Source organism: Candidatus Bathyarchaeota archaeon, assembly GCA_026014745.1.
In the GTDB taxonomy this organism is placed as follows: domain Archaea; phylum Thermoproteota; class Bathyarchaeia; order Bathyarchaeales; family Bathycorpusculaceae; genus Bathycorpusculum.
Genome location: JAOZHS010000001.1, coordinates 114,868 through 135,213 on the forward strand (window position 1 = coordinate 114,868; position 20,346 = coordinate 135,213).

General features: G+C 44.0%; 19 protein-coding genes. 11 read left to right on the forward strand and 8 right to left on the reverse strand.

Annotated features, from left to right (window positions below):
* The first annotated feature begins 123 nt into the window (after positions 1–123).
* The 4 genes from NWE92_00640 to NWE92_00655 all read left to right on the forward strand — a co-directional run bounded on the left by NWE92_00640 (position 124) and on the right by NWE92_00655 (position 3,827).
* On the forward strand, positions 124–939 hold the full coding sequence (locus NWE92_00640; GenBank protein ID MCW4028143.1) for an NAD+ synthase: 816 nt from the start codon (positions 124–126) through the stop codon (positions 937–939).
* 10 nt (positions 940–949) lie between these two features.
* Positions 950–1,783, forward strand: coding sequence for a carbon-nitrogen hydrolase family protein (locus NWE92_00645; protein ID MCW4028144.1), 834 nt, complete (start codon positions 950–952; stop codon positions 1,781–1,783).
* 506 nt (positions 1,784–2,289) lie between these two features.
* Entirely contained in the window at positions 2,290–2,769 is a 480-nt protein-coding gene (locus tag NWE92_00650; protein MCW4028145.1) for a hypothetical protein, read from the forward strand.
* Positions 2,770–3,053: 284 nt separating this feature from the next.
* A complete protein-coding gene (locus NWE92_00655; GenBank protein MCW4028146.1) occupies positions 3,054–3,827 on the forward strand; it encodes a MarR family transcriptional regulator in 774 nt (257 codons plus the stop codon).
* Positions 3,828–3,838: 11 nt separating this feature from the next.
* Here the strand turns inward: NWE92_00655 and NWE92_00660 are convergent, their stop codons facing one another.
* A complete protein-coding gene (locus NWE92_00660; protein MCW4028147.1) occupies positions 3,839–4,270 on the reverse strand; it encodes a hypothetical protein in 432 nt (143 codons plus the stop codon).
* Between the two features lie 799 nt (positions 4,271–5,069).
* Between NWE92_00660 and NWE92_00665 the strand changes: the two genes are divergently transcribed.
* On the forward strand, positions 5,070–6,311 hold the full coding sequence (locus tag NWE92_00665) for an orc1/cdc6 family replication initiation protein (GenBank protein MCW4028148.1): 1,242 nt from the start codon (positions 5,070–5,072) through the stop codon (positions 6,309–6,311).
* On the opposite strand, the gene NWE92_00670 is transcribed toward NWE92_00665, so the two are convergent.
* Positions 6,306–7,889, reverse strand: a complete 1,584-nt coding sequence (locus NWE92_00670; GenBank protein MCW4028149.1) for a DNA-directed DNA polymerase II small subunit — start codon at positions 7,887–7,889, stop codon at positions 6,306–6,308. The two genes, NWE92_00665 and NWE92_00670, sit on opposite strands and share 6 nt — an antisense overlap.
* A 249-nt stretch (positions 7,890–8,138) precedes the next feature.
* On the opposite strand from NWE92_00670, the gene NWE92_00675 reads away from it, so the two are divergent.
* The 3 genes from NWE92_00675 to NWE92_00685 all read left to right on the forward strand — a co-directional run bounded on the left by NWE92_00675 (position 8,139) and on the right by NWE92_00685 (position 11,273).
* Entirely contained in the window at positions 8,139–9,110 is a 972-nt protein-coding gene (locus NWE92_00675; protein MCW4028150.1) for a hypothetical protein, read from the forward strand.
* A 275-nt stretch (positions 9,111–9,385) separates the two neighbouring features.
* The gene (locus tag NWE92_00680; GenBank protein MCW4028151.1) at positions 9,386–10,015 is read left to right on the forward strand and encodes an orotate phosphoribosyltransferase; all 630 of its coding nucleotides are present in this window, start codon (positions 9,386–9,388) and stop codon (positions 10,013–10,015) included.
* A gap of 250 nt (positions 10,016–10,265) precedes the next feature.
* Positions 10,266–11,273: a hypothetical protein gene (locus tag NWE92_00685; GenBank protein MCW4028152.1), complete on the forward strand. Its 1,008-nt coding sequence runs from the start codon at positions 10,266–10,268 to the stop codon at positions 11,271–11,273.
* Here the strand turns inward: NWE92_00685 and NWE92_00690 are convergent.
* Positions 11,270–12,136, reverse strand: a complete 867-nt coding sequence (locus NWE92_00690; GenBank protein ID MCW4028153.1) for a PHP domain-containing protein — start codon at positions 12,134–12,136, stop codon at positions 11,270–11,272. The two genes, NWE92_00685 and NWE92_00690, sit on opposite strands and share 4 nt — an antisense overlap.
* A gap of 10 nt (positions 12,137–12,146) precedes the next feature.
* Positions 12,147–12,752: an ATP-binding protein gene (locus NWE92_00695; GenBank protein MCW4028154.1), complete on the reverse strand. Its 606-nt coding sequence runs from the start codon at positions 12,750–12,752 to the stop codon at positions 12,147–12,149.
* Between the two features lie 152 nt (positions 12,753–12,904).
* Here NWE92_00695 and NWE92_00700 point away from each other — a divergent pair, with 152 nt between their 5' ends.
* Both NWE92_00700 and NWE92_00705 read left to right on the forward strand, forming a co-directional pair.
* On the forward strand, positions 12,905–14,161 hold the full coding sequence (locus NWE92_00700) for an adenosylhomocysteinase (GenBank protein ID MCW4028155.1): 1,257 nt from the start codon (positions 12,905–12,907) through the stop codon (positions 14,159–14,161).
* A 75-nt stretch (positions 14,162–14,236) separates the two neighbouring features.
* Positions 14,237–14,593: a hypothetical protein gene (locus NWE92_00705; protein ID MCW4028156.1), complete on the forward strand. Its 357-nt coding sequence runs from the start codon at positions 14,237–14,239 to the stop codon at positions 14,591–14,593.
* A gap of 72 nt (positions 14,594–14,665) precedes the next feature.
* Here the strand turns inward: NWE92_00705 and NWE92_00710 are convergent, their stop codons facing one another.
* The 4 genes from NWE92_00710 to NWE92_00725 all read right to left on the reverse strand — a co-directional run bounded on the left by NWE92_00710 (position 14,666) and on the right by NWE92_00725 (position 19,885).
* Entirely contained in the window at positions 14,666–15,001 is a 336-nt protein-coding gene (locus tag NWE92_00710) for a hypothetical protein (GenBank protein MCW4028157.1), read from the reverse strand.
* A gap of 85 nt (positions 15,002–15,086) precedes the next feature.
* On the reverse strand, positions 15,087–16,223 hold the full coding sequence (locus NWE92_00715; GenBank protein MCW4028158.1) for a hypothetical protein: 1,137 nt from the start codon (positions 16,221–16,223) through the stop codon (positions 15,087–15,089).
* Between the two features lie 127 nt (positions 16,224–16,350).
* A complete protein-coding gene (locus tag NWE92_00720) occupies positions 16,351–17,520 on the reverse strand; it encodes a magnesium transporter (protein ID MCW4028159.1) in 1,170 nt (389 codons plus the stop codon).
* A 295-nt stretch (positions 17,521–17,815) separates the two neighbouring features.
* Positions 17,816–19,885, reverse strand: coding sequence for a radical SAM protein (locus NWE92_00725; GenBank protein ID MCW4028160.1), 2,070 nt, complete (start codon positions 19,883–19,885; stop codon positions 17,816–17,818).
* Between the two features lie 155 nt (positions 19,886–20,040).
* On the opposite strand from NWE92_00725, the gene NWE92_00730 reads away from it, so the two are divergent.
* Positions 20,041–20,343, forward strand: coding sequence for a hypothetical protein (locus NWE92_00730; protein ID MCW4028161.1), 303 nt, complete (start codon positions 20,041–20,043; stop codon positions 20,341–20,343).
* Positions 20,344–20,346: the final 3 nt, after the last annotated feature.

Consider the following 20,346-nt stretch of genomic DNA (forward strand, 5'->3'; position numbering starts at 1 on the left):
AATTAACCTTCTTTTCGTTTGGTGATGTGCATTAATATTTATGCTTGTCCTTAAATACTTGCCTACTAACCATCAAGAGGAGGCAGTGGAAAAACAGTGAACCTAACGCCGTCTGTTTTAGAAATGGATTTTTCCGAGACCCAAAAAAGAATCTGCCGCTTCATCAAAGAATACGTCGAAAGCACTGGCGCCAAAGGAATTGTGCTGGGGCTATCTGGCGGAATTGACAGCACAACCATCGCTGCACTTTCAAGCATAGCTATCGGTGGCGAAAACGTTTTGGGTTTAATGCTTCCCGAAAAAGAGAATTTTAACCAAAAAGACATCGATGACGCCAAAACCATCGCAAATCAATTCAACATTTCTACCCAAATCTGCGATATGACCCAAACCCTAAACGGCTTCTACAACGAAATTCCAATCTTTGACCCAGCGGATCGGCTCTGCAAAGGAAACATCAAAGCCCGAACCCGCATGATATATCTATACTATTATGCTAACAAGCAAAACCGCATCGTCTGCGGCAGCTCCGATAAATCAGAAACTATGATGGGTTATTTCACCAAATGGGGCGATGCAGCAGCAGACATAGCACCAATTCTGGACCTTTACAAGACTCAGGTCCGCAAACTTGCCTTTCATATGGGGATTTCAAAGGAACTGGCACTCAAACCATCCACCCCAGGTTTGTGGCCCAACCAGCTTGCAGAAACAGAATTAGAAATAAAATATGAAACCCTCGACTTAATTCTGTATGGGCTGGAACGATTTATGACTCCACAGGAAATTGCTCAACAACTAAGCGTGGACCAAACCCTTGTTGAGAAGGTTAAAACGCGGTGGCTTCTTAATGAACATAAACGTCGATTACCCTTAGCACCTAAAGTGGGTTATCGAACTGTGGGAAACGATTTTAGGCTTCCAAGACACAACTATTAAGGAATAGCCGATGAAGGATAAATTCAAACTTGCCCTCTGCCAGATCAGCAGCAAAAGAGAAGACAAACAGGGCAACCTCCAAAAAATAGAAGAGTTAACCCGCAAAGCCAAAGCAGAAGGCGCTGAACTCGCAGTTTTCCCCGAAATGTGCCTTACTGGTTACGTGTTGCATGACCAAATCTACGAGCTAGCCGAAACCATCCCCGGACCCTCTATCAAAAAGGTAGAGGCTTTAGCTAAAGAGACGGGTATGCATATTATATTTGGGATGCCTGAAAGAAGCGAAAAAGCCAAGCTAACGCTCTATAATACTGCCGTCTGCATTGGACCTGATGGAGTAATCGGGAAATATCGAAAAATGTATCTGCCCACGCATAGCGTGTTTGAGGAGAAACGTTATTTTCGTCTCGGCTATGAACCTGTGGCATTGCAAACCAGCCTCGGTAACATCGGCTTAACGATCTGTTACGACGTATTCTTCCCAGAAGTCTTTAGGCTGCCACGGCTTATGGGTGCGCAGCTTATAGTCTGCATTTCTGCCTCGCCTGCGGTTCGTCGAAGCTACTTTGAAGTTTTGACTTCTGCAAGGGCATTGGAAAACACGGCTTTTTTGGCTTATGTAAACCTCGCAGGGGTTCAGGAGGGTTTGCAGTTTTGGGGTGGAAGCCGCCTTGTAAGCCCTACAGGAGATGTTTTAGCTAAAGCGAAGTATGATGAAGAGGACTTTGTAATAGCAGAGGTCGATTTTACGGATTTGCGTGCAGCGGAAACATTCATCCCTACCATGCGGGATCTGCGTCCGGAGCTTTTTGAGAAGCTTAAGGATTTTTGTGAGCGTTTCTAGCAGGTCACGTTTCGTGTTTTTTGATGTTGTTTAGAATCACAGGTGCATCACAGCACGTGATGTCAAGGGTTGTATGGTAAAATCACGGTGATTTTGGCGTGATGGATTGATATCACGGGGTTTTTTGTTTAAATCACGTGTGAGACTATGGAAAAACAAGGTTGTTTTGAGAGGAGATTAATTGTAAAAAGTGTGTCTTATTCGATGTGTATCCGTTAATTTTGTGTAGTATCGCAGTTTGTAGCATTTGCAAAAGTGCATTTTTTATGTAAAGTTCAGGGTAAAAGGTTGTTTGAATCTTTGAGAATTTAGCCTTTTTAATGTTAACTGGTCAGAATTCGACGGGAAACCGTCGAGAACGTTTGTAATTTCCTTGTTTTTTAATTTAGGCTGTAATTTAGCTTTTTATTTTGTGGATACATGGAGTTTAGCGCTTGGAGAAAGGATAAAAACGCGAGTAGGTATACAAAACTGTATCCATTACAGAGATGGAGATAAACGATAAAATGAAGCTAAAAGAAGGAGTACAAGCATGGTTAAATGGGGCTTTAAACGACCCCATTGTACAAATACTGGCAAAAAACAGCCAATTAACTAAAACACAGCTCGAGACGTTCTTAATTGACGTTTTAGCCGAAAATATATCAGGCAAACAACTAAAATACGACGATAAAGCCGCCTTACGGCTAACAAGGGCAAAAATAAGTCGCGGAAGCTTTAATAGGACATTAAAACAGTCCAAAGAAAACGTCATAAAATCCATCTACACGGTCCTACTTTTAGGTTATTTAGGTGTGTTTGAGAGCACAACTCTTGACCCGTACCTCGAAATAGCCAATAAACTGCACAATTATGTGGAGGCTCACCAGGACGTACCTACCAAGGAAGAGGAGCTAAAAGACCATCTAAAAGTCATAGAAATCATCCGAGAAGAGCTAGAAACAAGCCTAAAACGGCTTTCTAGCCCATCAGAACAGCCTCTGTGATGTCACAAATCACAACAAATCACCATTTTTTGGCTATAAAATGAAGTTATTAACCCAGGAGAATAGACCTTAAATCACTATTAAATTCTGAAAATAAGCTTAAAATAAAGCTATTTTTTAGGCAACATTGTTAAGGAACTATCTAGAGGAAAATATGTGATGTGTGATATCATGTATAACTGTGATAAAAAGACCGTAAACCTTAAAAAAGCCCATGGAAATAAGTGTGATGTGTGATGTAACCGTTTGAATCACGGCAAAATCACCGAAAAATCACAAGCATCATGAGGCATGATATCACGGTTGACTTAACCATAATACTTGTTGGCGTGCTGCTTGCTGCTACAACGGGAGCTTCCATAGAGTACTACAGGCAAATACGTAAGGCACAAAAAGAGTATGAGAAAGCGCGAGACTTCGTGGAAGATATAGTGTTAAGTTTCAACCGGGAACTTAAGCGCGAATCAGATCGTTTTGAATCTATAGCATTTAAGGTTGATGGAAGCGCATCGAAGTCTGAGAGTAACCAAAACAAAATTGAAAACTTTGAAAAAAAGTTAGCCTTCCTCGAGGAACAACTTGGCAGCGTCGGCCTAAGTATTCAGCAATTACTAACACAAGACACACAAAACAACACTAGTCTGCTTTCAAGTTTAGAGGGGCTCGAATTAAAAATCCAAGACATCGAAGCCTCTCAAGAAACCCTTCGAAATAAAATCATCGAGGTTGAAACCCAAATACAAAAAATACCAACAACGCCACCTGAAGTCAAAACCGAACCACTCATGCCTGTTATACCCATCAAACGAGACAAAGCCATGGCTGCCCTCACTGACACCGAAATTGCAGTTTTAGAAATGCTCTCCAAAGAGGGAGCAAAAACGGCGCCTGAAATCAAAGAGCGCCTCCAGCTTAGCAGAGAGCATACGGCGCGGTTGATGAAGAAGCTCTATGAGGAAGGGTATCTTGAGCGTGAAGCGGGCAAAATCCCGTTCAGATACAGCATCAAAAAAGAGATGGAAACCTTGATGCAGAAAGCTGAAAGTACCTCTACGTAGACGAGATTTTTTTATTTTATATGTTGCTTTATTGCTGCCTGAGCAATGTTGGGTGCTGTTTTGTATTTGAGGTTGTTGGGTCCTCCAGTTCGCTGCAGCATACCTTTATTGGCCATACGAGAAAGATAAGTGGAGATAGTGCTTAAGCTGACGGGTTCTTTGAGTTCCTGCTCATAGACAGATTGGATCTCTTTGGACGAGAACCAGATCAGGGGGAAGTTCTTTTGGATAACAAGCTGCACCTTCTCAAAACGTGACAAAGATTTGTTTGTAATTGCGGTGGTAGCGTTGGCTGTTGGGTTTTCGCTTGGTGCACCACCTAACAGCTCTACAAGGTCAAGTAGCCGCATAGCTTTGTCACGGGTCACTTGACCCTCAAAACCAATGGTATATCGATTACCATCGCTATCGAACAGCTCTACGCGGATCTTGCGAGCCGGCACTTGTTACACCTTAAGGTGTTCACAAGTTTACGCTTCACAGCTTATAGCTGTTATGGTGAAGTAGGGTAATTAGAAAAGACCATTTCAGGCTCATAATTGGAATTAATGATTTTTTTGTGGTTTGTTTGGAATTACCAGCTTCACATGAAAAGGTTAAGTTAAAAATAATCCAGTTATTGATTGGTTTTGATTTTGCAGTGGAAGCGCAGGGGTGCCTTCTTCACTTGTTAACGGTAGAATAAGGGTATTTTAGGGGGAACGGAGTGCGGGGGAAAGCTGTTCACATTGCATCTTTACTGTTATTCACAGTTTTGTGAAAGCTAAAATTGTTGTGAATAGCTTTGAACAGAAAACTTGAGAGTTAAAATCAAGGATTGTAAGGAATCCAAGGAATGCACTTGCCAGGTAATGATTTTTTCCATGGAAAAAACGTATGCACAGACACCCCTCTGTTTCCGATCGAAGTTTTTTTAGGAAAAAGAAGTTTAGGAAGCTTCAAAAAATATTCGCAGAGAGTTTGTCTAAACTCTTAGATAGCAACAATTAATATATGAAAACACAATTTACCACTCAGAGTATATTCTTATATATAGTATATTATGATTTAATTTTATAATCCAGACTTCTTTTCCAGTAGAAACGTTGGGGTGTGTCTTTTTCTAGGGTTACTTGGTTCTTAGCTACTATACGGTTCTTTTTTTAGGAATGTGTTGTTCTAAAACCAGATTTTTGTACTGTATCCTTTATCTGTTCCACAAGAAATAACGGTTGTACCACTGAAAAGATAGGGGCTGAAAAAATGGGCAATTCAAGCGTACTTGATGACGTATTTGACAATTTCGTTAACGGCATTAAACTGTTCAGAGATCGCGAAGTTCTAAGACATGATTATATCCCTGAAAAATTGCCTCATCGTGAAGACCAAATTCGCCTTTTAGGCGTTACAGTAGCCCCTGTCCTGCGAGATGCACGATGTTCAAACATTTTTATCTACGGCAAAACTGGTACAGGTAAAACAGCTGTGACCAAATATGTCCTGAGTCACTTAGAATCTAAGGCTAAGGAATTTGGCGCCCAAGTCAAGTTTTGCTACATTAATTGTCGTATGGTGGGCTCTGAATATCGTGTGTTTGCCAGCTTAAGCCAAAGCGTTGGTTTATCTATCCCCTTCACAGGCTTATCCGTTGGAGAAGTTTTTGATCGCTTCCGCCAAGGCCTTGATCAATCTCGAATAATATTCATAATCGTTCTCGACGAGGTTGATGCTCTCATTAAGGACCGCGGCGACTCCTTTATGTATGAACTCACCCGCATAAACGAAACTCTCCACAATAGCAAAGTCTCCATCATTGGCATATCTAACGATCTTCGCCTCAAAGAATTTCTCGACCCCCGCGTCTTTAGTTCCCTTAGTGAAGAAGAACTTGTCTTTAGACCCTACGACGCGGCTGAACTCCGCAACATCCTCTCGGAACGTTCCAAGCTGTCTTTTCAAGATGGTGTGCTTTCTGATTCAGCTCTAAGCATATGCTCTGCTTTGGCGGCTGCAGAACACGGCGATGCTCGGCGAGCTCTTGATTTGCTGCGGGTCGCTGGTGAAGTCGCAGAACGTCAAGGTTCAAAAGCTATAACTGAGGAGCATGTGCGCCAAGCCGAAAAACACATAGAACACAACAGAGTAATTGACGCGCTCAAAAATTTGACTCTGCACTCAAAACTGGTGCTTCTAAGCGTCTATCATTTAAACAAATCTAACGCTTCAACTGGGGAAATATATGACGTTTATAATGAACTGTGCGGCGAATTTGGTGCAGGGTTGTTGACGCAGCGTAGATTGGGCACATTGATTAACGAGTTGGATTCGATGGGACTGGTGAACGCTAAGGTTGTGAGTATGGGGCGTTACGGTAGAACTAAAAAAATCCGCTTGGAAATTTCTCGCAGTCTAATTCGAGATGTGCTTAGCGGCGATGACATGGTTGGGCGCCTAATCGGTTATTCGCCTCAAGCTCTTCACAAAAACGTCGACAAGACTCTATAAGAACGACAAAATGGTCGTTTCGAGAGTTTGCAGGTTCACTACTGGCACTTTGCCTGGCGTAGGAACTAGCCCTAATTTTTCCATGTAATCCGTTTGGGCTTGCCAGCCGCCTGAATTAATTACGAGTACTCCGCGGTAATTGCATAAGCCGTTTACGTGTATGTGCCCTGCGTGGAATATGTCTGGAACTTTGTCAATCACTAGGTAGTCTTTGTTTTCTGGGGAGAGCATGGTTTTGCCGCCGTAGACTGGTGCTAGATGACGACTCTGGATTAGTAGCCGCATAGCTTTTTCGGGGTGATCATGATCCATGCCGGGAACTACGCCGATTATGTCATCTAAGCTTCTGCCATGATACATCAAAACATCTACGCCGTGCAGGTTTAGCAGGCAGGGGCTTCCTACTGAGTGTATGTTGGCTTTGTCTTTAATGGCTGTGAGATATCCTTCTGGTATGGCGGGTTGGGGGAGTGATTTGCGGGCTGCATCATGGTTACCTGGTGAAATGAAGATGTCGATGTAGCTGGGAATTTTTTCAAAGTATTTGATGGCAAAGTCGTATTGCTTGTGCACGTTGCGGATTGTTAACTCATGCTGCTGTCCGGGATAGATGCCGATGCCATCCACGACATCGCCAGCGATTAGAAGATATTTTACTCGGCCTGCAATTTCACGCATTTCTGGTGTGCCATATTTGCCTCGGAGCCACTGTATGAACCGTTTGAAGGCTTCTTTCTCGAATTTTGTGCTGCCGATGTGAATGTCTGAGGTGAGTACTGCATAGATGGGTTCAGGGGCGCGTTGGATGGCTTTTCTGCCGATTTCGGGGAAAATTATGTCCTCGGCTAGGAACAGGTTGGTTCGGGTTTTGATTACGGCTAGACAGATTATTTGGTCGGGTAAGAGCATGAGTGCTTTTTTGCGTACCTCTTGCTGGGCTTTTTGGGGGACCATTACTGTGGCGCTGGCGTTGAGGTCCTCAACTGTGAGTATGGTGTTGTTTTTTGAATCCCGCTTCTCAGTAAGCATGCATATGATTTTTAGTTTGGTTTTCGGCTGAGACTTCAGCGCCTCCGCGATGGGGGTGGCGCCTCTTACGTCAATTCTTTGCCGAAACAGTTTTTCTATACGTTTGAAGCGGTCTTGGAAATACCCTACATATTCCTCGAGGGTGCCGTTGGATGTGAGTTGGCCAGTGGCGTCGTCGAGGATTTTAAAGTCGGAGGGGATGCTTTTTGCATAGGGGTAGAAAAACTCGTTTACTTCGTATTGTTCGGATAGAGCGGGTTCTGGTGAACTTGCGGGTGGCAAAGTGGGCTCTAGTGTGGGTTCAGACTGGGGCTCAACTACTGCGCTGGTTATGGTTGGCTGATGCATCAAGGTCTCCAGAAAGGCTTTTTCAATAAACATTGGCTTCTCTTGAAGCTCCTCGATTTTTTGGAGCGCCAAATTCATGAGGCAAACGGGGTCGTTGGTTTCGCAGGTTTGGCTTAGGAACTCGAAGGCTTCACTGTTTAGCATATACCCTGCAGTGATTGTTGCCTCAATCGCCTTCTGAAGTCTCTCTTGCCCACTCATCAGTTGTGCCTTAACCTTTGATTGCCTTATTTTTAATTAGCCACTTATGTTTTTGAGTTATTTACTGTTTGTTGTTTTATAAGAAAAATCTTGGTGTGGCTGAGTGATCAAAATATATTTCTTCGGTTTCACCTCTTAGAGCCTGTTGGGCTTGTCTATGCGCTTTTTGTTGGCTATTCAAAATCTACTTAATTTATATAAGCAAACAAGAGTTTAGATGTGTTATAACCTGTTTAAGGTGAATCATCGATGAGTGAATCACGCAAAATCCAGCAGACCCCAACCGGTACCTTCTTTGTTTGCTTACCCCGCGGCTGGGCAAAAGAGAACGGCTTACAAAAAGGCACCTTAGTCAATTTGGAAGTAACAAGCGACGGCAAACTCTTAGTCGAGCCTCACTCAGATGCTGAACCCGCCGTCAAAGTTGCCACACTGGGCGTTGGCCCATATTTGAGTCGAGAAATCGTTGGACGTTACCTGCTAGGTTATGATACTATAAATATTGAAGCCAAGGACCGCATAGACGCCATCGCACGTAACATCGTAAAATCCACGGCTAGCTCACTTGCGGGGTTAGAGATAGTGGAGGAAACAAGTTGTCGGATTTCACTTCAGAGCATTGCGCAGCAGCCATTTGGGTTTTTGCCTCAGAAAATTTTGCAAAGAAACCACGGCTTAGTCGCAGGCATGATTCGCGATGTTTCTACCTCTTTTATTACGGGTGATTTGGAGCTTGCCCGAAGTGTGGTTTCCCGCGACAACGAAAGTAACCGTCTCTACTTCCTACTTGTGCGAACGCTGCGTACCATCATTCAGAATCCGCGATTAAGCGATAAACTAGGCATAACCCCCATTGAATGTCTCGACTACCGTTTAGCCGCAAGCCTAATCGAAGGTATAGGTGATGCTTGTGTTCAAGTTGCCTCCAACACTATAGCACTCAACGGCACCAAACTCTCTGAGGACTTGCGCAAATTGCTCTTTGAGTTGCAAGCTGTTTGCTGTGAAGCCAATGAACAAGCCCTCAAAGCATTTCTCACCAAAGACATTGGGATAGCCGAAAACGTGCGCAACCTTCATAGAAAAATCGATTCTACATACTGTAACATTGAACAGGCAGCTAAGGAGTCTGTGGATTTGATGCCGCAGATTTTGGCGGCGGTTTCGTTTTTGCGCCAGATTTATGAGCGTAGTGTAGACATGGCGGATCTCGTTGTTTAATCCTGTTGCGAACATTGGCTGTTAGTGCCCCTATGCTCTCCCTCATTTAGGGAGCAGCTTTCTACTGGTTTTTAACATGTTAATGCGCTTGTTTTGCGTCAATAGTGACCTACCCCTCTTAGGTTTCTGCATAGAACCTCTAATAGGCTCCAAATATGCCCGCTTAGCCCCTCCCCCTCTATCGTTTTCTGCATAGCTTGAATATTAGCATCCAAAAAGACTGCAAATAGGTCTGTTGGCTTGGTAAAGGTTTTAATCGGCATAAAGATATTCACATGGTAGAAACCGCTATGTCCAGCTTAATTGACCAAGTTGCAGATGCCCTCTACTTCTCTGAGTGCTTAAAGTTTGGCAGCTTCAAAATCAAATCGGGCGCAATAAGCCCCTACTACATTGACCTCTCTCGCGTGCTATCCGCGCCAACTCAACTGTGCACACTAGCCGAGGCCGCAGCAGAAAAAATCCGCCAAATAATGGCAACCAGCAAAATCGACAAATTATCCTCCATAGAACTCAAAGGCGCCTTAATTGTACCCAGCATCGCTTGTAAACTAAACCTCCCCTGCGTTATCGTACGCAAAGAAGCCAAAGCATATGGGGTTACAGGTCGAATCGCTGGTGCAGACGTTAACAAAGGCGACAAGATACTCTTCTTTGATGATGTAGTGAGTGAGGGTCTCTCAAAGGTGGAAGGTGTTAAGCCGCTTCAGGAACTTGGTGCCTCTGTTGAGCATATTTTGGTTGTGGTTAATCGTGAGCAGGGCGGTAAGGAAAAACTAGAAAACCTCGGTTACCACGTTCATGCATTAGCAAAAGTTTCTGAGTTGGTGGCTTCACTACAGCGGAATGGACGAATATCCCAAGCACAAGCTGACCAAGTTTTAGATTTCATCAAAAAGTTTTAAGATGCATTTTGTAGCCAATCAACAATTCTTTCTGTAATCTGCTTGGAGTAACCCATTTCCTGTAACGCCTTCTTTAGTTCTTGTGGTTTTTCTTTCTCCATGTTGATTCCCAATTTATTATGACTGACTCGAACTGCTTATAAAGTTAATCAAATCCCTAAAAATTGAGGGTTAGGTACAACAAAAAGACAGATAGCCCTATATTCATTAACCCCCCATTGTGAGTAAACTGCAAAAACGGGTTTAAGTGATGTCCCAAAATCAAGTGGTTCAGGCTCTGCTTACGCCGCAAGCGTACCCTGAAGAAACAGGCAAAATCGAGCTTATCCAAACACACATATCCTTTGTGTTCATAACCCAAAACTACGTTTACAAAGTTAAGAAAGCCGTAAATTTTGGATTTCTCGACTTCTCTACCCTAGAGAAGAGGGGTTTGTACTGCCAAAAAGAACTTGAACTCAACAGACGACTCTGCCCCCAAATCTATCTCGAAGTTGACGCAATTACACAAACCGGCGAGGGTCTAAAAATCAATGGGGCGGGACAAATCGTGGAATACGCTCTAAAAATGCGTAGGCTGCCCCAAGAGAAAATCATGACTCTGCTCTTAAAAGAGGATAAAATCAACAAAAAAACAATCGGCAACATTGCTAAAATCGTCGCTGACTTTCACTCAAAAGCTCAAACCAACCCAGAAATCAACGAGTTCGGCTCGCTTAAAATCGTCAAAACCAACTGGGATGAAAACTTTTCTCAAACAACAAAATACATCAACCAAACAATCCCCGAAAGCGAATTCGGTTTTATTGAAACCAAAATCAACAGCTTCATGAAAAACAACGGGGAACTCTTTGCTAGCCGCATAGCTAACAATCGCATTCGTGACTGCCACGGTGACCTGCACTCTGGCAACATATTTGTAACTCCTGAAGTCTGCATATTTGACGCCATAGAATTTAACGACCGTTTCCGCTATTCCGATGTTGCTTCGGATGTGGCTTTTCTGGCGATGGATTTGGATTTCCAACAGAAAACCGATTTAGCCGAATACTTCATCACGCAATATATCGCGTACTCCAAAGATTCTCAGCTAACCCAGTTGTTGCCCTTTTACAAGTGCTACCGTGCATATGTCCGTGGTAAGGTTATCAGCTTCAAGTTGGATGACCCAAACATTAACAGCAAAGAAAAAGACGAAGCAATAACCGAAGCAAAAGCATATTTCCATTTAGCGGCTCAATATGCCAAGAGCCTCTAAAGGAACTGTGTAGCTACCCAACCGGGGATATCCAGGTTACCCATCATGATAGGCTTCTGGTGGCAGTCGCTACCCCCTGTAGCTAAGAGGTCATGTCGACTGGCAAACGCTAAATAATAGCTGGTGGTTTCAGGCGTGCTTCGAGAATGCCAACATTCGATGCCGTCAATGTAGGGCAGCATCTTACCTTTAACAATTGCTATCTGTTCAGACAACGTTTTAGATAATGCAACAAGGGATGTTCCATGCGGATCGTTGGGGTGGGCCAGTACCAGTTTCCCGCCTGCGCTCCTGATAAGTTTGGAAGCCTCCTCGAGATACAGCGGGTACTTGGGAACATCGCATTTAACGAGGTATTTGTCGAAGGCTTCTTGTCGGTTGGCAACGATGCCCTTTTTGACAAGATAATCAGCAATATGGGGGCGTCCTAAGGTGCCATCAACAGATTCTTCAATTTGTCTAAAATCGTTCCCCGTAAGGGCAGGTATGTTTTCTTTTTGGAACTCCAAATTTAGGTTGTCTAAGATTTTCGCGGCTCTCTCAGTTCGGTATTTTGCCATGGTTTCCAGTTTACTTTCCAGAGCTGTGTCTGTGGGGTCGTATTGGTAGCCTAAGAAGTCCAAAGAAACTGCTTTGCCGCCTAAAAAGTTGGGGTGTGAAAAGGTTACGTTTAACTCGACGCCTGTTACGTAGCCGATTCCTGCTTTTTTTGCTTCTTCGGCGGCTTCCCGTTGGCAACTGATGTTGTCATGGTCGCTGATTGCCATAAACGCGATGTTTCGCGTCTTAGCTTCTTCTATGATTTGGGCAACGTTGAATTTGCCGTCCGAAGCGTTTGAGTGAATGTGGAGGTCAATTTTCATGTTGTAGACTCTAGACTTTCTCTTCGCCGACGATGAACCATTGGTTCATTTCGTCGTGGCAGGTGTCAACGGTTAGATGCTTGATTTTTAGGTTGGGGTACTTTGCCTTTAGGGCTGGGAGGTCTATGGGTTCAAACTTGTTTTTGTTGGCTATGTACGCTTCTTCGGTTAGCGCGTTTGATTCATATTTTTCCTTGGTTCGTCTCTTTATTCTCGCAAGAGATACTTCTTGGGGGCAACTGGTTTGGAGAATTACAAAGGTCATGTTGTTCTTTGCCGCTATCTCTGCTGCGCGTCCTCGAAGTTCTTGGGTGACAAAGGTTGCATCTAAAATCATGCCGCCCTCCTTTTTTGCCGCCAATTCATCTGCCCGTCGGAACAATTCATCATAAACGGATAATCGTTTGTTCATGTTGCCTGCAACTTTGGCGTCAAAAATGTCCTCGTTTTTGAGGACCTCTAATCTGATTAAGTCACTTCGGAGGATAGGGTAACCTTTGATTTTGGAGATTTCCTCAGAGGTTTCAGTTTTGTAGCTAGCTGGTAATCCACAGGTTATTAGGAGAGTTCTTGGTTCTAATTGTGCTTTAACAAAAGACACAAAAGGTTCTTTCATTCTGTGCACCCTTTAGTGTAGTTCTAAATGGGGCTGTATTAAGTTTTTCCAGCCTCATCACCTATTACTATATTTGCTGTTTTCTCTATTTTGTTGGAAGCAAATTCTAAATAGGAAGAGAATACACTTTTTCTTAAAAGAAGGAACATTGCATGGAAGATTTCCAAGTTAAAGATAAAAGCTTAGCCGCTCAAGGTCACTTACAAATTGAATGGGCAGCCAAACACATGCCTGTCCTAAACATTATAAAAAACCGTTTTGAAAAAGAAAAACCCCTCCAAGGTCAAACCCTTGCCGCATGCCTGCACGTAACCAAAGAAACAGCTGTACTCATCAAAGTACTCATCGCAGGAGGTGCTAACGTAGCCTTATGTGCCTCAAACCCGCTTTCAACCCAAGATGATGTCGCTGCAGCCTTAGCCGACAGCGGTGTTCATGTTTTTGCTTGGAGAGGCCAAAACACTCAGGACTATTACAAATGTATCGAGAAAGTTTTAGATTTTAAGCCCACCATGACCATGGACGACGGCGCAGACGTAGTCGGCATGATTCACGGTAAACGCCCAGACCTCATAAAAAACATCAAAGGCGGAACCGAAGAAACCACCACCGGCGTTATTCGCCTAAAAGCCATGGAGCAAGATGGTAGCCTCAAATATCCCATAATAGCCGTTAACGATGCCTACACCAAATATCTCTTTGACAACCGCTACGGCACAGGCCAAAGTACCATCGACGGTATCCTTCGCGCAACTTCTGTTTTGCTAGCCGGCAAGAACTTTGTCGTAGGCGGATATGGTTGGTGTAGCAGAGGCATTGCCATGCGTGCGCAAGGTCTAGGCGCAAACGTCATAGTAACCGAAGTACAACCCACTCGCGCACTTGAAGCTGTCATGAACGGCTTACGCGTCATGCCAATGGCTGAAGCAGCTGAAATCGGTGACATCTTCGTCACTGCAACTGGTGACATCCACGTTATCCGAAAGGAACACATGGAAAAAATGAAAGACGGAACCATCATCTGTAACAGTGGACACTTCAACGTCGAAATCAACGTGCCTGAATTAGAGGCGCTGTCAGTTTCTCACCGCACAATGCGCCCTAACATGGAAGAATACACTCTTAATGATGGCAGACACATCTATCTCTTAGCCGAAGGCCGACTAGTAAACCTCTCTGCAGCCGAAGGCCACCCCAGTGAAGTCATGGACATGTCCTTTGCTAACCAAGCCCTCAGCGCTGAATACGTTGCAAAATCTGCTAAGTTACAAACAAAAGTCTACGTAGTTCCTAAAGATATCGATGAAAAAATCGCTGAACTCAAATTGCAGGCAATGGGCGTCAAAATCGACAAGCTTACTCCTGAACAAGAGAAATATCTTTCAACATGGGAAATGGGGACCACCTAAGCGGTTAAGGGTTTGAGCATGGCAAACTTTAAATTGCCTGACAGAATACATGCCTATAAAGTGGTGAATCACTAAATGGTTAGCAAAGATCAAGCTATCGGTGGAGCAATACTTGCTGTATGCTTAATAGTCGCTATAGGTTACGCTGTTCTAGTAATTTTCCCAGCAGAAATTTACGGACTATTCGGTCAAACCGTTACCTCAAGCACTGGTAACACCATAAGACTGTATGCTGTACTCATTCCGGTGCTGATTGCTTTCCTAGCAATCCTGTTCATTGGAGCATGGATCGGCTGGACAATGGCAACAACTCCGCCTCCAAAGCCAATTGAAGAGATAACTACCGAAATTGAAGAAAAGAAAGAAGAACCCGTAGCAGCCCCCCCTGAAGCAGCAGTCGCCGACGAAAAAGCAGCCAAGAAAAAGAAGTAATCCCAACTTTCCTTATTCTTCTCTTTTCAACTTTTTTACCTATATTTATTAGACCAATAACCCGAAAATAGGCTAGTTTGTTTTCCGCATGTTACGTAGCATGCAATCCACAATATCCTTGCAGACCATGCAGTCCTCAGGAATAGGCTGATTCTGTTTCCGCTCCCCTAAGTAGCCAAGATGGTACTGGCAAGCCGTTGGTTTTTCTTTAATCAAATTCTCACTTAAAATCGACTTTGAAGGCGCTTGCTCATTTTTGGCTTCATTTTGCCGCGGGGTAGGTTGTGCAAGTTTTGTTAAGCAATAAGGGCAAGCATTGTAGGGTTGGTCTGGGTCTTCTTGGAGGTTGAGTGTTTTGAGGGGTGTAGCAAACGTTTTTTTGCATGATGGATTTGGGCAGCTAAACACTCATTGTACCTCTTGTTTTAACGTTTAGCTTACAATGAGCAGATTGGGGTTTATAGTGTTGATGAATTAAAAATAAAGAGCAAGCCTACTCTTCATCGCAGGCCTGCGTGGGCGACGCCAACCGTATCAAATCGTCTGCGCCCTCCGCGTATCCTGAAGCTACCAATATGTCTCCAACCTGGATTTTCGCGTCCCCCCTCGGTCGCAAGCATTGTTCGCTTCTTTTAATAACCAACACTGACATTCCCGTCTCTTCATTAATCCTTGCTTCCTTTAACGACTTACCGACCAACGGTGAATCGGCTGTAACGCAAGCTTGGACTACTGTTTCATCTGCCTCTTTAATTGCTACCTTTAAAATTGGATGTGGCTCAATATCGCGTAGAACAACCTCTGCCATCTCCGCGGCGGCGTCCGCGATTTTTTCTGTCGCAACTCCTAATCGGATTAATCCCAGAAAACCTGAGGCTTCCTCTTTTTTGAAATCGCTTGTTAATGCAAGCAATTCAAAACTGGTGTGTAGTTGATCCATGAGTTCTTCTAGGCGTTCGACTTCTTCGGCTAAATCTTTGCTGTTAAGCATCAAAGCTGTGTAGGCTAAGTCCATCATTAATTCTGATGTATCTTTGAGTTCTACAAAGCGTGTGACGATTTCTTCGAATTTTGCTCTTTTCTGGGTATCTATGGTTTTTAGAGTACCTTCGGCTAGGTCTTTGAATTCTTTGGTTCCTGAGGGTGCCCCTCGGGTGATGAGTGTGTCGCCTTGATAGACGCGTTCGTTGTCGGGGGGGTTTAGTATCCAGTCATGGTTTCTGCGGATGGCAATTATGTCCACGCCCATTCTTGCCGCTAAATCGAGGTCTTCGATGGTTTGTTTAATTATTGTTGAGTTAGGGTTAACGGTGACTTTCATGAGGCGTTCTTCAACTTTCTCAAAGATTTCTCCCACGATCGGGTGAATTCCAATGTCTCGAATTACAATAGCGGCAATATCAGCCGCGGCATCAGAGATTTTATCGGTAGCTGCAGCAACCGTTGAGACTCCGATAAGCGCCTCAGCGTCTTTGATGTCTCGGGCTGCAACCATAATATCTAACTCTAGTAAATACCCTAAATTGTCCACTCGACTCTCCAAGGCTAAGACATCTTCGGCTAGGTCTTTATCGTTGTAGAGTGCAGCGGAATAAGCCAAATCAATCATTAACTCCGAGAGGTTCTTCATTTCAAGAAGCACTTCTCGGACAGGGATCGGTTTATACTCAAATTTTTCGAACTGCGGCAATGCTAAAGGAGCGCTCCACCCAAATAATGCGCGTCTCTAGAATATTTTACTTATGATTTTCCAGATGCTATGCCATAATAACTATTAGCGCAGCAAACAAGGCAGCGGTGGTGATGGCATCGGCTAAGGAGCTTCCTAAAGGTAAAACAAAGTGGTCAGGGTCTAGCCCTCTTTTAAAAGTAAGTATCGAAATGGCAAATGTGACCAAGGTTATGGCTACAAATGCGATGATGTTGGCAATTAACAGCAGCCCCAACAGAACCATTATATTCTGTACTCCTAACGCACCGTTTATTGAAAGCGATAGTAATCCTAAAATCATGAAGAGCAATAGCGACGCAAGCCATGCGCTGAAAATATTTTTTGCATGATTTTTAATTGAAGCGAAGGAGGGTGTAAGGATGCCTAGCGCGAGTTTTGTGGTTGCGGCTGAACCTATCACCAAGCTTACGTCTCCCATCATATCAATCATAGCGGGATAAACGGTGTATATTTCACGATTATGCGGGGCAAGGTTGCTTATGCCTTTTAGTATAGTTCCCGTTATGTTGGCCATGAACGCTACTAAAACCATTGTTAGCAGGGATTCTTTGAGAGTGTTTATGACTTCTTCTTCACGGACATTTTTAGGTAAAATATAGAGAACTAATAATACGTTTACCAAACCGAAAACCACGATTGCACCCTGACCGATGTAACCGCCCGAAAAGTAGAGGTTCAACACGGCAATATAGAGGAAAGTTATGATGATGCCTGCTATTGTTGAAACCGCGGGGTAAACAATGGTATCTGGGTCTAAGCCTTCCTTAAAGGAGCTAAAGGTGAATTTTACCGTTAGCAGGGTGATGAGTAATCCAAGCGACATTGTTGAAACCATAACTGCTAATATGGCTGGAAAATCCGCGAGGGTTATCCCCCAAAAGAGGCTTCCGAATACAATCGCGATGGCTGATATGGTGGCACTTGTTGCTAGCGTCAAGACAATCATGGCTTGGATGAGTTTGTAGAAGGTTTTGGTGTTGTTCCTAAATCTGGGGTAAACGGTGCCTAAGTGTAAGGCTGTGCTTAAGCGCCCCGTTAATAACCCCGTTATTACGCTTTTGACGCTGACGACAGCTGGGTAGAGTGCTATTGCCCATGGTGATAGCTGGAAAATGCCCAGTTGCACCGCAATCATAAAACCTGCAACTAAACCGCCAATATCAAACAGGCATGCTACGGCGGTTTCTTTAAACATTCCAAAGAAACCTTTTGAGCCGGCATGTGTTATATTAGACGCCTCCTAAAGTCCAACAGGCTTAGCACAATAAAAAACGTGTCTTTCTGGGTACTTATGGGTTAGTCGACTGATTTGTGTATCATCAAAAGTTTTCACTTCAACAGTTCCTTTTTGTGCCTGAGAGGTGTGGACTCCTTCCATAGTATTCGCCTTTCTGTTGTTTTGGCTGTCCACATTGCACTAACCGCTGTGTTTGCGGGCTGCCAAAGCCTTTTTTATTTGCCTGCCGAAGTTTCTGAGAGTCACCTATGCCTTAATAGGTTTTTGGTTGATAAACACACCAGGGGTCCTCAGTTAAGTAATCTTTTTTGGCTTTGACTGGCACGTGTAAGTCTCCGCAGTAATCGATGAAGTCACCTGAAAGTCCATAGGCGCGTGCACGGCAGCCGCCACATATCGTTTTGAATTCGCATGCGCCGCATTTGCCTTTGAGGCAATCTGGGTTACGAAGCGCCTTAAACACTTCAGAGCCAAACCAGATGTCTTTGAAGCTTTGCTCACGAATATTGCCTAGTTTTATAGGTAAGTAGGGGCAGGGGGTTACGTCTCCGTTGGGGTAGATGCGGCAGTAATGCATACCTGCAATGCAGCCCCTAATCCACTGTCTCATATCTAAGCCCATGCCTTTGGCGATACGCATGAATTGTGGTGCACACGAGGGGCGAACGTTTAATCGATGTTTATGAACTTTGGCGAATGTGTTGGTTATCATGTCTTCGTATTTTTGTGGTGAAATGTCATCTAATTTGACGCCGCGACCGGTGGGTACGAGGAAGAATAGGTGGAAGTTTTCGACGCCGATGGATTCGGCAAGGGTCATGATGTCGTCTATTTGGTTGTAGTTGTCGTGTGTGAGGGTTGTGTTAACTTGAACAAGCACGTTGTTCTTTCTTAGCGCTTTACAGGCGTTTACTGCTTTTTCCCATGCGCCCGCTACTCCTCGGAATTCGTCATGCTGCGCTGGAATGTTTGAATCTAAACTAATGGAAACAGTTGCGATACCTGCTGCTTTTAGCTTCTTGGCTACAGCGTCATCAATTAGGTAACCGTTGCTTCCCAACCCCATCTTTAACCCCTTTTTGGAACCGTACTCTATGAGCTCAAAAATGTCGGGGCGTAGCAATGGTTCGCCGCCGCTTAGAATAAGCAGGGGGCTACTAACTTGATAGATTTGGTCGATTAGTTCTTTGGCTTCTTTGGTGGTTAATTCATCTTCGAGTTTTTTGTCGGTTGCGTTGATGTAGCAGTGGCTGCATTTCATGTTACATTCGCGGGTAACATTGTAGGACATGACCAATGGAACATAATGCTCGGTTGATTTTGCCTCGGGCGAATACGCTAGCTTTAGGTAATATTCGCATAAGCCGTCTTTAGCCATAAGTTTAGGCTGCCAAAGCGTGAATGGAAACGGCAGGACTGTGTCGAGCATTGCTTTGGCGTGTGCAAAACAGAAATTGTTGCAGAATAACGTGGAAACTTTTGGGTCGATGCCATAGTTTTGTTGGGCGAACTGATGACCGCCATGTATTGGGCAGTTAAGGAATTCCATTTTACCATCAAGAGTTGACCCATCCATTGTCATGTTGATGAAGTGGTCTGCTAACATGACTGACTGGAGTTTCTCTCGGCGCATGCCAACCCTTAGTGTTACTTCAAGGGCGATGTTGACGGTTTTTTGACCAAACTCATCTTTTACCCTTTTCATGGCTGCTTCAACGGCTTCATAACCAAACGTCTTTACGAGCTCCGAAAGAACCAAGAGACCTTTGATGGTTTCGTATTCTTGGAGAAACCTCATTAGGACAACTTGCTGCGCCCAGTCATCAAAAAGCTTCTCTAACGCCTGTGCAGCTTTGGGGTCTTTGTTCGCTAAGAGGGCTTCAACTTGTTTTTGGCCCTGTTTTAGCTTATTGAATAAAGCGATTTTTTCCTCGCTGTTTAAGTGATTATTTTTAGCTATGACGTTTGCATCATAGTTTAGGTGCATGACGTCTTTGGTTAATTCTTTGGCGTCTGCGTAGAATTCGCCGTAAATCTTGTTAAGGTTTGAAGTGACGTTAGGCAGTTTGATTTGTAACTCGTCAAGCAAGACTTGGGTTTCAGATTCCATCTTGGAGACCATTGCCATATGATAAAGCAGTGAACCCGCCATGCCGGGATCAGGTTGTTTACCCATGGCTCCGGCAAAAATTTGGGTGACTACTTTTTTAGCGGAATCAAAATCTTGCTGCTCAATTGCACTGAGTGCTTGGTTTAGTTTGGTTTTGCGTTCGTTTAGGAGTTGAGCCCATTTATGGCATTGTCTAACATCAAAGTTTGTCATGCGTCGCATACCCTTGAAGCATAAGATTTACAGGTTGACCCTAAAAAAGACTAGCGAAGTTTCTGCTAGTTAGCTTGTTGCATCTTCAAAAGAAACGTAGACCCAATAGACTAATTAGGCGCCAAGGAAACATAGCCCAAGAAAGGGTGAACCGTTTGGATTTAGATGCAAACATGATCAACCTCATTCTTGCCTTAGTTGGTTTCCTAATTATGTTTGGGTACCTTGGCGGCATTGGCATCAACAAACCCCGAGGCATGAGCGTCAAAACGTGGTGCGCAGGCTATCTCGGCGTCGCTATCGTATTCGATATATTAGCCATAATCGGTATGGGCTTTGGCTACATTTGGTTAACCTATCTGCTTGTTGGTTTAGCGGCAGGCGCCGCCACTGGCTTAGGCCTACACGTAATGCATCACATAAACGAAGAAGACGAACATCCAACCATAATGGGTTAAACC